Source organism: Streptomyces sp. NPDC024632 (assembly GCF_055559175.1).
In genome coordinates this window covers 94,277-107,976 of record NZ_JBVHLD010000004.1, presented here as the reverse complement: position 1 = coordinate 107,976, position 13,700 = coordinate 94,277, and the positions used below count along the sequence as shown (strand labels likewise).

The following is a 13,700-nucleotide window of genomic DNA, read 5'->3' as shown; positions in this document are numbered from 1 at the left end:
CAAGGCACGGGATCGGCCGCCGTCACGGCATCCGATCAGCCCAGCAGTCGGACCGGCATGGCCAGTGGCGTACGCAGTGAACGGCCGCCCCAGCGCAGGTCGGCCTCGACCGGCCGCGCGCCGGGGAACCTGCGCGCGATCGTGCCGAACAGCGCCGTCGCCTCCATCCGCGCCAGACCGGCCCCCAGGCAGAAGTGCGGCCCGAGGCCGAGCGAGACGTGCGCGCGGCTGTCGGAGCGGGCGACGTCCAGCTCGTCCGGCCGCGCGAAGACCGCGGGGTCCCGGTTGGCCGCGGCGAGCACGCCGATGACGGTGTCGCCCGCCTCGACCGCGACGCCGTCGACCTCCCGCCCCTCCTTCGCGACGTACGGCAGGAAGTGCGCGGGCGTGACGAAGCGCAGCAGCTCCTCCACCGCCGCCGGGACCCGCTCGGGCTCCGCGACGAGCAGGTCCCACTGGTCCTGATGGCGCAGCAGTTCGAGCAGTCCGATGGCCAGCAGATTGCTGGTCGTCTCGTGCCCCGCGAAGATCATCAGCGCCATCATGGCCATCGCCTCCTCGTGGGAGACCACGCCGCTGTCCTCCGATTCCAGCAGCGCGGCCACGAGGCCGGTCTCGGAGCCGCTCGCCCGCTGGCGCGCCACGAGCACGTCGATGTACGTCATCAGGTGCCGGTACGCCTCGTCGGCCTCGACCGCCGCCCTCTCGGAGTCGGCGTTGAACTTGTTCTCGGCGATCTTCTGGGCCCATGAGTGGACCATGTCGAGGTCGTCGATCGGGATGCCCAGGAGGTCGCCGAGCACCTGGAGGGGAAGGGAGTACGCGAACTTCTTGAAGTCGGCCTCGCCGCCGCCCGCCGCCAGGGCGGTCAGATTGCGGTCGACCCGTTCGCTGACCTTGTCCTGCATCTCACGGGCCAGATTGCGCGCCGAGAACGGCGGCTGGACCGCCCGCCGCACCCGTGGGTGGTCCGGCGGGTCCATCCGCACCAACTGGTGGAACTCCTGGTCGAGGACCCGGCCGAAGGCGGCGCTGCCGTGCGGGCTGAACTCCCGCTTGGCGCGCTCGTAGCGCGCGGAGGTCTTCGTGCCCTGACGGCTGTAGAGGATGTTGTTGTCCCCGAGCAGTTGGTGCACGTGCTCGTGCCGGCTCAGGATCACCACGTCGCCCTGCTTCCAGACGGGGATCTCCTCGCGCAGCCGGTTCCAGGTGGGGTACGGGTCCGCGAGCCTGTCGCCGTCCCCGGCCAGCAGGGCGAGTACGTCGTCCCGCAGGGCGTCCGTGCCCGCGCTCGTACCGCTGCTCATGCCCGTACCTCCGCTCGTTCCCGCACCGCTGCTCGATCCCGCACTGTCACTGACTCCCGCACCGCCGCGTGATCCCGCACCGTCGCTCACTCCCGCACCGCTACGACGAGCTTGCCGACGACGTGGCCGGTGAGCAGGTCGGCGAAGGCCGGGCCCGCGGCGGCCAGGCCGGGCGCCAGGTGGATCTCCTGGTCGAGGGCGCCCGAGGCGATCATGTCCGCGAGCGCCCGGCGCGCGTCGGCGTTCTCCGCGGCGAAGTCGGCCGCGCGGAAACCCTGGACGGTCAGCGAACGGGTCACCAGCCGGAACCAGTTGTCCAGCGGCAGCGGCGGGACCACCGCCTCGCCGATGCCGGACATCTGCCCGCACAGGGCGACGCGGCCGAGCGGTCCCAGCCGCTCGACCAGCCGCGCGGACGTCTCGCCCCACACGTTGTCGAAGACCGCGTGCAGCCCTTCGGGCGCCCAGCGGTCGACCTCGGCGGTCCAGTCCGGAGCCCGGTGGTCGACGGCGGTGATGCCGAGCCGCTTGAGGCCGTGCGCCTTGTCGGGGCCGCCCACGACGCCGAGGACGTCGGCGCCGCTCGCGGCGATGAGCTGCGCGGCGACCTGGCCCACTCCCCCGAAGGCGCCGGTCACGACGATCTTCTCGCCGCGACGCGGGCGGAGCACCCGCCGTACCCCGAAGTAGGCGGTCAGACCGGTCAGTCCGAGCAGACCGACCGCGTGGTGCAGGGCCACACCCTCCGGGGCGTCGTACCGCTCGGCGCTCGCGGCCGGGACGCGGACCACGGTGGCCCAGGCGCCCGGCGCGGTCACCGTGTCCCCGACGTCGAACGCGTCGCTCCGGGACTCCACGACGGTGCCGACGACTCCGGCGGGCGGGACGAAACCGGCGCCCTCCGACCGGAGCCGGATCCGCTGCGAGGGATCGAGGGAGGCGTACCGGACCTCGACGAGGATCTCGCCGTCGACCGCCGGGGGCAGTTCCCGTTCGGCCACCTCGAACGAACCGGCGGTGAGGGGTTCCGCGCCGTCGTGGGTGAGCCGGGCTTCGTGTGTGGTGACCGACCCTGCCATGGGGGCCCCTTTCGGATTGCGCAATAAATTAGCATGGTTAATGGATTATCGACAGAATCCACCGGCTCATCGGACGACTCCTCCGCCGGCTCGTTCGTCAGCTCCTGCGGCGGCCGGGCGCCGGCTATTGCAGCGGGTTCACGGCCCGGTGGTCGCCGACCGCCGCCGCCAGGCGGGAGAGATGGTGGCGCCGGTCGCCCAGCAGGTGCTCGATGGTGGTGAGCCGCATCGCGTAGTGCCCGACCTGGTACTCCATCGTCATGCCGATCCCGCCGTGCAACTGGATCGCCTCCTGGCCGATGTGCCGCCCGGACTCGGCGGCCCGGAGTTTGGCGCGCGACGCCGCCTCGATGCCTTCGGCCGCGCCGCTCCCCGCCAGACCGCCCTCCCGCTCCCTCTCGTCGCTTTCCGCGAGCACCATCGACGCCCACAGCACCGTGCTGCGCGCGAGTTCGAGCGAGACGTACATGTCGGAGGCGCGGAAGGTGAGGTTCTGGAAGGCGCTCAGCGGTTTCCCGAACTGGCGGCGGTCGCGCAGGTAGTCGCGGGTGATCTCCAGCGCGCGCTCCATGGCGCCGAGCGCCTCGTGGGCGTACGCCACCTGCGCGCGGGCCCGGGCGTACGCGATCACGCCGGTCGCGTCGGCGGCCGGATCGCCCAGCGGCTCGGCGGCGGTCGCGCCGAAGGTCACCCGGGCGGCGCGTCCCCCGTCGTACGTACCGAACGGGGTCCGCTCACCCCCGGCCGTCGTGAAGAGCGCCGGTGTTCCGCCGGCGTCGGCGACCACCACGAGCAGGTCGGCACGGGCTCCGTTGAGTACGGGCGAGGCGCCGCCGTCCAGCACCCAGCGCTCGCCGTGGCGCCGGGCCGTGACGCCGGGCCCGCCGACGTACGCCGGAAGGAGGGTGCCGTCCGCGATGCCGGACACGTCGCCGCCCGCCCGCGCGAGGAGGCCGCCGCACAGGACGACGGCCTCGACGAAGGGCTCGGGGGCCAGTACGCGCCCGATCTCCTCGGCCACCACGCCGACTTCGACCGGGCCCGCGCCCATGCCGCCGGCCTCTTCCGCGAACGGCAGTCCGAGGACGCCCATCGCGGCCAGCCGGGACCACATGGTCTCGTCGTATCCCGGCTCCTTGGCTGTGGCGTCACGGCGACCCTGGACCGTGGCGTAGGCCGTGCCCAACAGACCGCGTACGGCGTCCCGCAGGGCGCGCTGCTCGTCAGTGCGGTCGAAGTCCATGTCTCACAGCCCCAGGATCGTGCCGGCGATGATCTGTCGTTGCACCTCGTTGGAGCCGCCGTAGATGCTCGCGGCCCGCAGGTGGAGATAGGCCGCGGCGGCCGGGCGGGTCCACGGCGGCGCGCCCGCGGCCGGGTCGCCGGAGAGCCCCTGCTCGCCCGCGAGGCCGAGGACGAGTTCGGTGACGGCCTGCTGGAGTTCGGATCCGGCGAGCTTGAGGACGGACGAGGCGGGCTGCGCCTTGCCGTCCGCCGAGTCGGCGGCGACCCGGATCGAGGTCAGTTCGACCGCCAGCAGGTCGTTCTCCAGCCGCGCGAAGTCCGCCGCGAGCAGCGGATCCTCGCGCAGCCGGTCCCCGGCCCATGTCTTGGCCTGCGCCAGCAGCCACTTGGTCCCGCCCACGCCCGCGATCCCCACCCGCTCGTTGCCGAGGAGGAATTTGGCGTAGTCCCACCCGTGGTTCTCCTGGCCGACGAGGTTGTCGACGGGGACGCGCACGTCCTCGAAGAAGACCTCGTTGACCAGGCTCCCGCCGTCGATGAGCTGGATCGGCCGGACGGTGACGCCCGGCGAGGCCATGTCGATCAGGAGGAAGGAGATGCCGGCCTGCTTGCGCGGGGCGTCCGGATCGGTGCGCACCAGTGTGAAGATCCAGTCGCCGTACTGGGCGTAGGAGGTCCAGGTCTTCTGGCCGTTGACGACATAGTGCGCGCCGTCGCGTACGGCCGAGGTGCGCAGAGCGGCCAGGTCGGAACCGGCGTCGGGCTCGGAGAAGCCCTGCGACCACCAGATGTCGACGTTCCGGGTGGGCGGCAGGAAGCGCTCCTTGAGCTCCCGCGAGCCGAACGCGGCGATGACCGGGCCGACCATCGAGGCGTTGAAGGTGACCGGCGGCGGAACGCAGGCCGCCTGCATCTCCTCGTGCCAGATGTGCCGTCGCAGCGGCGTCCAGTCCCTCCCGCCCCACTCGACCGGCCAGTTGGGCACCGCGATCCCGGCCGCGTCGAGCGTCCGCATCGACTCGACCATCTGCTCCTTGGTCAACTCCTCGCGCGCCGCCACCGTCTCCCGAATGTGCCCCGGCACCCGCGTGGTGAAGAACCGCCGCAACCCGTCACGGAAGGCCGCGTCCTCGGGCGACAACCTCAGCTTCATACGGCTCCTCGAGGAATCACTTAACATCCCTAAGTAATATCCTCACCGTGGCACGCCACCCGAACCCCCGTCAAGAAGCGCGAACGCCCCGGTGCCCGGCCCAGCCGCCGAGGACCGGGACTCCGCGACGGTCAGGTGCGCCGGGACGGGCCGGTCAGGGCGGTCAGGGCCGCGCGGGCCTTGGGGGCGGCCAGGGGGCTGAAGTGGGGGTTGACGGACAGGGCGGTCGCGAGGTCCGTGCGGGCCGCCGCGGTGTCGCCGAGGGACCGTTCGATCATGCCGCGGTGGTAGCGGAACAGGGCGTTGCGTGTGCCCTGGGCGAGGGCCAGGTCGCTCTCGGCGAGGGCTTCGCGGTCGCGGCCGTTGGCGTGCAGGGCCCAGGCCAGGGCGTCGTGGGTGTCCATGAAGGGGCGGGACTCGATGCCCCGGCGGGCGATGGCGAGGGCCTGCGCGGCGTCGCCGTGGTCGGCTTCGAAGAGGGCCGCGTCGGAGTCGAGGGCGACGCCGTTGGCGGTGAAGAGCTTTTGCTCGGCGCGGAAGAGCTGGTACTGCTCGTCGGCCTGCGCGGTGCGGCCGAGGGACTGGTACAGCTCGCCGAGCTGGAGCACGTACTCGGGCTGCGGGACCCGCTGGACGGCCCGGTTGAGGTCGGCGAGGGCGGCGTCGGTCCTGCCGAGCGCGGCCTCGGCCCTGGCCTTGGCCTGGAACAGCGAGGTGTAGGTCGGCGCGACGCGCAGACCGGCGGCGGCCTCGGTCAGCTCGGTGGCCGGATCGCCGTTGTTGAAGGCGAGTTCGCCGAGGTAGTAGTGGGCGAACGCCTGGTCGGCCGGGCCCGCGGAGTCCTGGAGGGCGCGGCGCATGTCGGTTCTGGCCGTGTCGATGTCGCCGCGCAGTTCGGCGACGTACGACGCGCGCGCCAGCGAGGGCGCGCCGGGCCTGAGGTCGACCATGCGCTGTACGGCGTCGGCGGCCTCGTCGTAACGGCCGAGCTGGGTGAGGGCGTCGGCGAGGGTGCCGTACAGGGACGAGTTGTACGGATTGACGGCCACCGCCTTGCGCGACCAGGTGAGCGCCTGGCGGAAATCGTGCCGCCCGGCTTCCAGGGCGGCCATGCCGCCCATCGCGGTGAAGTTGTCCGTGGCGTCCACCGACAGCGAGCGCTTCAGGACGGCTTCCGCCTTGGGGTAGTACGTCGGGTCGGCAGTGTTCTTGGCCTGCTGGACGTAGTCGAGGCCGAGGGTGCCGAGCGCGACGGCGTCGCGCGGGCTCTGCCGCAGGTGGGCCTGGATGCCGTTGATGTCCTGGGCGAGCGGGTCCGCGCCGGCCGCCGGAGCCCCGGCCTCGCCCGTGGGACCCGCGGCGCGGTCGGCGCCCGTCACCGGCCAGGGGGCGAGGCCGAGGCCGCCGGCGAGGAAGAGGCCCACGCCGAGGACGGTGGTGACGGCGGCGGACAGCAGATGACGCCGGGGGCTCCGGCGGACGGACGTAGTCAATTCCCGCTCCGATGGGGGGTCTTGGGGGTGGCGTGGGGGGACGGGCGCGGCGGCTTCGGGTCGGCGGGCGTGGCGTAAACGACGACGTTGTCGAGATAGCCGCCGCCCTCGGGTCCCGCGTACGCGCCGCCGCAGGTGATCAGCCGCAGCGTGGGCGGACCGGCGGTCGCGTAGACCTGGTCGTCGGGGAACGCGTCCTTCTCGTACTGCCGCAGCGCCCGCACGGTGAAGTCCAGGTGGCTGTGGTCGGCGCGGTCGACGGTGATCCGGTCGCCGGGGCGCAGCGTGGACAGTCCGTAGAAGGCGGCCGGGCCGGTGAGGGAGTCGACGTGGCCGACGACGATGGCGGCGCCCGGGTCGCCGGGGCGCGGGCCGTCGCTCCACCAGCCGACCTGGCCGGGGTCCTCGGGCACGCCGAGGTGGCCGTCCTGCTGGACCTGGAGGCCGATCAGGGGGTGGTCGAGGCCGATGCCGGGGATACGGATCCGGACCGGCCGTGCGGCGGGCGCCGCGGGGGCGACGGCGGCGGCGTGGCCCCCGGCGGTCGCGGGGACCGGCAGCGTGCCGACGTCGACCTGCGTGGTCTTCGGCGGCCGGGCGGTGAGCAGCGCGCAGCCGCCGGCCGTCATCATGCCCAGACCGGCGAGGACGCCCAGCGCGGTGATCAGGCGCCAGGGCCGGGCGGGGCGGAATCCGAGGGCGCGCCGCAGCCGCCCGGCCTCCGGTGCGGAGGCCGGGCGGCCCGAGGTGGCGGGGGCGGTCACACCCGGTCGGCGCGCCTGCGGCGCAGCGCCAGGAGTCCGGCGGTGGCCAGCAGGGCGCCGCCGCCCAGGGCCGTCACCGGAACGGCGGGGAAGCCACCGTGGAACGCGGTGCCGCCGAAGCCGGCGCCCACGCCGCCGTCGGGGTGCAGCGAGTCGGCCTGGTTGACCGCGGCGGTGTTGGGCAGCGCCACGTACGGGAAGGTCGAACCGGGCTGGCGGTAGGGGGTGTCGACGGCGTCGCCCGCGGCCAGCGCGGGCACGATCTTTCCGGTCTCCGCCGCGCCTTCCAGCGCCTGGAGCTCGATGTCGACGACGTCGTCGTTGAGCCGCCGGCCGTTGGGGAAGCCGGCCAGGTCCTGGCCGAGGACGCCGAGCCGGTTGGGGTTGGCGGAGGGCGCGACGGCCATGTTCAGCCGCAGTTCCTCGGACGGTGTGAACTTCGCCTTGTCCACGTCGGCGTTGAGCAACTGCGAGTTGAGGTCGGCCTGGACCGGTCCGCACGCCTTGCAGATTCCGGACAGGAAGATCTCGGCGAGGTCCTTGCGCGGGGTGGCGGGCGCCGGGACGCCGTAGATGCTCTGGATGAGCTTGGGCACGATCGGGTCCAGGACCTTGTCGACGACCGGCTGCACGGTGTGGTCCTGGTCCGGGTTGAGGGTGTTGAAGGCGTCCTTGTACTTCAGCGGGACGACGACCTCGTTGACCAGCGGGTTGCCGAGGCGCGAGACCTGGTGCCAGCCCGTCTCGCCGCCCTTGTCGGGCATCGGCGGGCCGCCCTTGCCCTCGTCCTGCGAGTCCGCGGCGCCCGCGGTTTTCCCGGCGCCCCCGGCTCCCCTGGCACCCTCCGCGCCGTGGGACGCCATGCCCTCGTCGCCCTTGCCGGACGGCGCGGCGACCGCCGCGCCCTGCCGGTCGGTGGTGGACCAGACGCCGATGACGGGGTTGCGGGTGGCGTCCCCCTTCAGTGCCAGCGCGGACTTGGGCACCTGGAGGGCGATGGTGTTGACGTTGTAACCGGCGAGCGTGTTGTGGCCGGTCTCCTTGAGGTTGCCGCCGTACAGCAGGTCGAAGACCCGCAGGTCGAGGAAGAACGGGTCGGACGCCTGCCCGGCGTAGGTCTGGCCGCCGTCGGGGAGGGCGACGGTGGCCTCCTTGCGCAGTGAGGCGTAGTCCGGCATCGACGCCTTGCCGACGTTGGAGGGGGCCGCGGGCGCGTCCTTGAGGAGCGTCTTGGTGTTGCCCTCCGCGTCGGTCACCGTCAGCGTGTACGTCTGACGGAAGTTCAAGGTGGTGTCGTCCAGCGACTTCACGACCCCGGTGTTGTACAGGAACTGGTTGGCTTCGTCCCGGTAGTGGTCGGTGAAGGACCAGGTGTACGTGGTGTCGGCCTTGCCGTCGCCGTCCGCGTCGATCTTGATGTTGTAGTGGGCGTCGTTGGCGAACGGGTAGAAGTTCGGGCCGCCGTTGGGCTCCTCGAACGGGATCCAGTTCGCCACCAGGGTCACGGTGTCGGGGTTGTCCGGGCTGGTGAAGGCGTAGACGTCGGTGTTGTCCGCCTTGGGGTCCCCTGCGATCAGCGGCGCCTCGCGGTGACTGGAGGCGGAGCTGACACCGGGCGTCAGACCGGTCAGGACGACGGAGGACACCAGGGCCAGCAGGCCGGCGGTGGCGAGTGAACGTTCGGCGGCGCGGGCCGCCGTGCGGCGGGGCGGGTGGGAAGACTGCATGGACCATCCGTTTCCAGGCGGGGCCGCCGCCCCCCGGCTGGGGGCGGGACGGCGCAGAGCGGGGACGGCTCAGCCCTGAACGGAACCTCGATGACCGCGCCGTACGGTGACGGCGACGGCACCGAGCAAGTCCGATATGAGGCTTAAGCTACGCATAAAGCACCACGCGCCGAGGGGGCCTGCAACGCGCCAGGTCCGAAATGCGGCAGAAGGGTTCTCGCTGTGGGCCACCACGGTCAACAAACCTGGATCCGCCGGTACTCGGGCCAGGGGCGGCGGTGGTGACGGGGCGACAGTGGGCTCCGGAGCCGGGGCTGCCTCCCTCCGCGCCCCGGCCCTGTGCGCCACCCCGGTGGCAGCGGTGAGCCGCCCGAGTGAGTGCGCGCCCGTGACAGGTGCGGGGTCGGCCCATCGGGTACGCGCGCGGCCCCGCCCGCGCCGCCGGGGCCGGGATTCGGCCTCCCCGCAGGCCCCGCGCCGGGCCTCCCCACAGGCCCGCGCCGGGCCTCTGCTTGCCCCGTTGGGGGATGCCCTGGTAGGACTGTGACGCGCCGTCACCGTCACATGTTCGATAACGCGGGGGTTCATGTGGTCGCCACGGCCTTCACGTCGTCGCCGCGACGACGCCCGGGAGTCCCGGGACCGGCCCGACGGCGGCTCCCCACGGTGGTACGGCAGGCCACGCAGCACGGGCTGGTGCTGGCCGCCGTCGCCGTGACCGTCCTGCTGTGCGCGACGGCGCTGGCCGCACTGGCGGCGCTGGCCGGGAGTTCGGTACAGGCGGGCGCCGTACGGCGGTTGGCCGCCGACCTCGACGCGCAGGTGACCGTCAACGCGCCCTTCCGCGCCGGAGGCATGGCCGTCGCCGACCGGGATGTACGGGCCGCCGCCGACCGGACGTTCGCCGGGGTTCCGCAGCACACCTATGTGGGGCTGCTGGGGTCTTCACCGGTCTCGGTGACGGGGATCGACGGGGTCACGGGCCCGCCGCGCGGCCCCGGGGGAACCGGATTGCACCCGGTCGCCGTCCAGGACGCGGGCAGATTCGGGCAGTTGGTCGCCGGACGGTGGCCGGTCGGCACAGCGGACGCGACGGCGGACGCCTTCACCTCGCTGCCCGACGTACGGATCGCCGCCGGGTCCACCGCCCCGGTCGACGCGGCGCTGCCGGACGCGCTGGCCAGGCGGCTGGGAGTCACCGCCGGTTCCCGCCTCCAGGTGCGCGACGGCTTCAGGCACTCCATGACGCTGCGGATCACCGGCGTCTTCCGGCCGACCGGCCCCGTCGGATTCTGGCCCGCGATGGCCGGCGACGTGACGGCGGACGAGACCGCCAGCCAGGACCTGCTCGTGGTCTCGGCGTCGGCTCTCAACGGGAGCGTCGTCCTGAACAGCCATCTGACGGCCCACTGGAGTATGCAGCCGGACTTCGCCCGGATCGACGCCGACAGCCTCCCCGGACTGCACGACCGGATGCGCGCCTTCTCCGGCAGCGCGAGCCGCGTGTCGGTGTTCGGCGGACGGCAGCCCGCTCTGGACGACCTGACGGTGGCCTCGGGGCTGCCGGGCGCGATCGACGGCCTGGCGGTGCCGATGGTGGCGGCCCGGTCCTCGCTGTACCTGCCGAGCGTGCTGCTGGCGGTCCTCGCCCTGGCCACCCTGGTACTGGCCGCCCGCCAGCTCACCGAGCACCGGCGCGACGAACTGGCACTCCAGCAGGCCAGGGGCGCGGGCACCCCGCGACTGCTGCGCGCGGCGGCGGCCGAGTGGGCGGTCACCGGCGTTCCGGCCGCGGCCGTCGCGCCGTTTCTGGCCGGGCTGCTGCGCCCGGGCAGCCGGGGAACCGCCGCGTGGGCGGCGGTGGGCCTGACCCTGCTGGTGCACGCGGCGGCGGTGCTGCTGCCCGTCCTGCGCTCGACGCGGTCCCGGCCGGCCCGCGGTGTACGCGCCGCCGCCCAGCGGCTGGGCGCCGACCTGGCGCTGCTGGCCGTCGCGGCCCTGGGCTATCTGGAGCTGCGGCGGCACCATTCGCTGATCGCCGACGTCGGCACGGGCGGCGCGGGCGCGGACCCGGTGCTGGTCCTGGTGCCCGCCCTGGTGGCCGGGGCCGCCGCCCTCCTGCTGCTGCGCCTGCTGCCGCTGACCTCCCTGCTCCTGGACGCGTTCGGCCGTCGCAGCCGGGGCCTGGCCCTCGCGCTGGCGGGCTGGCAGTTGAGCCGCCGGGCCGCGCGCAACGCGGGACCGGTCGTCCTGATGTGCCTGGCCGTGTCCGTGAGCGCCTTCGCGACCACCGCGCTGGCCTGCCTGGGCGGACTGGCGTCCGAGCAGGCCGCGTTCACCGTCGGCGCGGACGTACGCGTCCAGCCGTCGGCGGACGGCGGCTACCCCTCGTCCGTACTGGGCGCCGCCTATCGCGCGCTGCCCGCGGTGACCGCCGTGACCCCGGTGACGCAGTCGACGGTGAACCTGCCGGGCGACGCCACCGAGGGCCTGGTCGGCACGGTCGGCGGGCCCGCTCCCCCCACCCCGTCACCGGCCGTCTTCGGGGTGCCGCTCCCCGGCCGTCCGACCGCGCTGCTGCTGGACGAGCGGCTGCGCAGCGACGGCAGCCGCGCGGCGCCGAATCTGGAGTTGACCGTGCAGGACGCGTCCGGCCTCGTCAGTACGCTGGCGACCCGCCTGCCCGCCGCCGACGGCGCCCGGCACACCGTCGTGGTCCCCCTCGACGTGGCGCTGAGCGACGGCCACCCGCGGGCGTATCCGCTGACGGTGACCGCTGTGAACGTCCTGCCGCAGCCGAACGCGCGGCCCGCGCGGCTCGGCCTGGAGCTGATCCGGGTCGGCGCGCGGGGCAGCGCGGACACGTGGGTCACCAGCCTTCCCGGCGGCCAGGTCTGGGCCGACGGTACGACCCACGCCTCCGACGCCACCGCCGGGGCCTGCGAAGGCAAACCGACGGGCGACTACAGTCCGGGCACTCCCGGGGTGTGCGCGATCGCCCCCGGCCGCTCCGAGGTGCTCAGGACCACCGTCAGCACCGGCGTCAGGGCCTCGACCGCGACCGGAGACGCCTTCGGCGGCCTGGCCGACAGCGACTACGAGACCCGGCCCGGCAGCCAGGTGCGCCTCGTGGCGGGCCCGGCCGGCCGTCCTGCGCCGCTCCCGGTACGCGCCGACGCCGCCGCCCTGCGCGACACGCGCCTGAGCGTGGGCAGCACCACCACACTGGATCTGGGCGGCGGCCGGATCACCGCGACGATCGTGGGCCTGGTCGACTCGCTGCCGGGACTGGGCCGCGGGCAGGGGCATCTGATCGCCGATCAGCGCCAGCTCGCCGCCGCGATGACCGTGGCCGGAGTCGACCAGGAGGATCCCGCGTTCTGGTGGATCAGCAGCACCGACAGCGCGCGTACGGCCGCGGCCGCCGAGGCGCGGCCCGCGCTGGGCCGGGTCACGACAGCGGAACGGACCGCGGCGGCGCTGCGCGACGACCCGTTCCGCGCCGGGCTGCGCCGGGTGCTGGAACTCGTCCGCTACCTGGCCCCCGCTTTCGCGGTCATCGCCTTCACCGTGCACGCGGTGGTCTCCACCCGGCGGCGCCGCAAGGAATTCGCGCTGCTGCGGGCGATCGGCGTCCGGTCCACCGGCCTGTACGCGCTGTTGGGCGCCGAGCAGCTGAGTCTGGCGCTGTTCGCGGTGGTGCCGGGCGCGCTGATGGGCATGGCCCTGGCCTCGGCGGTGCTGCCGCTGGTCACCGTGGACGACAGCGGCCACGCCCCGTATCCCCCGCTGCCGAACGTCACTCCGTGGGGCACCGTGACGCTGACGGCGGTGGCGACCGCTGTGGCCATCAGCGCGATCGTGCTGGCGCTCGCCCGGCTGCTGGCCCGGGTGGACCTCGTACGCGTGCTGCGAGCGGGTGAGGACCGATGAGCCGGGCCGGACGCGACCGCGCGGGGCGGCGGACACCAGCCGAGGGAACGGGCGCGGGGGACAACGGACGTGGGGCAACGGACGGGGCGGAGACGCGAGCCGAACGAACGGACGTGACCGGAAAGGGACTTGGGGCAACGGGTACGACAGAGACGGGATCGGCGGGAGCGGACACGGCGGTGAGGCGGCCGGGCGGTACGGGCGCCTCGGTGACACTGCGCCTGATACGTCAGGAGACCCGCGGCGACCTCCCGCTGCTGGTCTGCCTGACGGTCATGGTGATCGTGTTGACGGCGCTGTGCGCCTGGGCCCCGGCCGTCGTGGGCCGCCAGGAGGACCGGGCGCTGCGGCAGCGCGTCGCGGCGGCGCAGGCCGAGGCGCCGCTGATCAGCGTCAGCGCCACTCCGGAGGTCTTCGACACCGACCCGCCCGCGGTGGACATGGCCACCCTGCTGGGCGCGGGAAGCACCTTCACCGAGCAGCTCAGCGGCACCGGCGCGCGCCGCCTGACCTCCGTCGGCGGCGGTTACGACTACAACCCGGCGTCCCTGGTCGCACCGCCGCCTCCCGGCCCCGCGAACACCGCCACCAAGCTGGCGCTCAGCTACCTGCCGTCCGCGCGGGCCCATCTGCGCTACGTCAGCGGCCGCGCCCCGGCCGACCGCACACCGCTGGGCACCGCGCCCCAGATCGGGTTGTCGCAGGCCACGGCGCGGGCCCTGGGCGTCACGACCGGGAGCCGACTGACGCTGGAATTCGCCAGGACGCCCGCGGTGGGGAACGCGCCGCCCCAGGTCGACCTGCTGGTCAGCGGGGTCTACCGCACCACGGCCGCGGCCGACGGCTTCTGGGCCGGGCGGGCGTCGTTGGACCAGCCGACGCGCTACCCGGGGGGGGGGTCCGCCGGCACGGTGCTCTCCCTCCCCCGCCCCCCCCGTCCCGACACCGCCCACCTACTCCCCCGCGCCGAGATCGTCCGGTCCCCAGCCACCCCGCAAC

At 73.8% G+C, this 13,700-nt stretch carries 8 protein-coding genes and 1 pseudogene; 2 read left to right on the top strand and 7 right to left on the bottom strand.

Annotated features, from left to right (window positions below; all coding sequences use genetic code 11):
• Positions 1-35 precede the first annotated feature (35 nt).
• The 7 genes from ACZ37P_RS10210 to ACZ37P_RS10180 all read right to left on the bottom strand — a co-directional run bounded on the left by ACZ37P_RS10210 (position 36) and on the right by ACZ37P_RS10180 (position 8,768).
• Positions 36-1,307, bottom strand: a complete 1,272-nt coding sequence (locus ACZ37P_RS10210; RefSeq protein ID WP_467345961.1) for a cytochrome P450 — start codon at positions 1,305-1,307, stop codon at positions 36-38.
• A gap of 86 nt (positions 1,308-1,393) precedes the next feature.
• The gene (locus ACZ37P_RS10205; protein WP_467345959.1) at positions 1,394-2,386 is read right to left on the bottom strand and encodes a zinc-binding dehydrogenase; all 993 of its coding nucleotides are present in this window, start codon (positions 2,384-2,386) and stop codon (positions 1,394-1,396) included.
• A 124-nt stretch (positions 2,387-2,510) separates the two neighbouring features.
• The gene (locus tag ACZ37P_RS10200; protein WP_467345957.1) at positions 2,511-3,629 is read right to left on the bottom strand and encodes an acyl-CoA dehydrogenase family protein; all 1,119 of its coding nucleotides are present in this window, start codon (positions 3,627-3,629) and stop codon (positions 2,511-2,513) included.
• 3 nt (positions 3,630-3,632) lie between these two features.
• A complete protein-coding gene (locus ACZ37P_RS10195) occupies positions 3,633-4,784 on the bottom strand; it encodes an acyl-CoA dehydrogenase family protein (protein WP_391163018.1) in 1,152 nt (383 codons plus the stop codon).
• A 131-nt stretch (positions 4,785-4,915) separates the two neighbouring features.
• Positions 4,916-6,277 (bottom strand): tetratricopeptide repeat protein, encoded by a 1,362-nt coding sequence (locus ACZ37P_RS10190; RefSeq protein WP_467345955.1) that lies wholly within the window; start codon positions 6,275-6,277, stop codon positions 4,916-4,918.
• Positions 6,274-7,041: a class F sortase gene (locus ACZ37P_RS10185; protein WP_467345954.1), complete on the bottom strand. Its 768-nt coding sequence runs from the start codon at positions 7,039-7,041 to the stop codon at positions 6,274-6,276. Before ACZ37P_RS10185 ends, ACZ37P_RS10190 begins: the two co-directional genes overlap by 4 nt.
• Positions 7,038-8,768 (bottom strand): DUF4331 domain-containing protein, encoded by a 1,731-nt coding sequence (locus ACZ37P_RS10180; RefSeq protein WP_391046075.1) that lies wholly within the window; start codon positions 8,766-8,768, stop codon positions 7,038-7,040. Before ACZ37P_RS10180 ends, ACZ37P_RS10185 begins: the two co-directional genes overlap by 4 nt.
• A gap of 666 nt (positions 8,769-9,434) precedes the next feature.
• On the opposite strand from ACZ37P_RS10180, the gene ACZ37P_RS10175 reads away from it, so the two are divergent.
• A complete protein-coding gene (locus tag ACZ37P_RS10175; RefSeq protein WP_467345952.1) occupies positions 9,435-12,701 on the top strand; it encodes an FtsX-like permease family protein in 3,267 nt (1,088 codons plus the stop codon).
• A gap of 209 nt (positions 12,702-12,910) precedes the next feature.
• Positions 12,911-13,700: pseudogene (locus ACZ37P_RS10170) on the top strand (hypothetical protein); the annotation flags it as partial.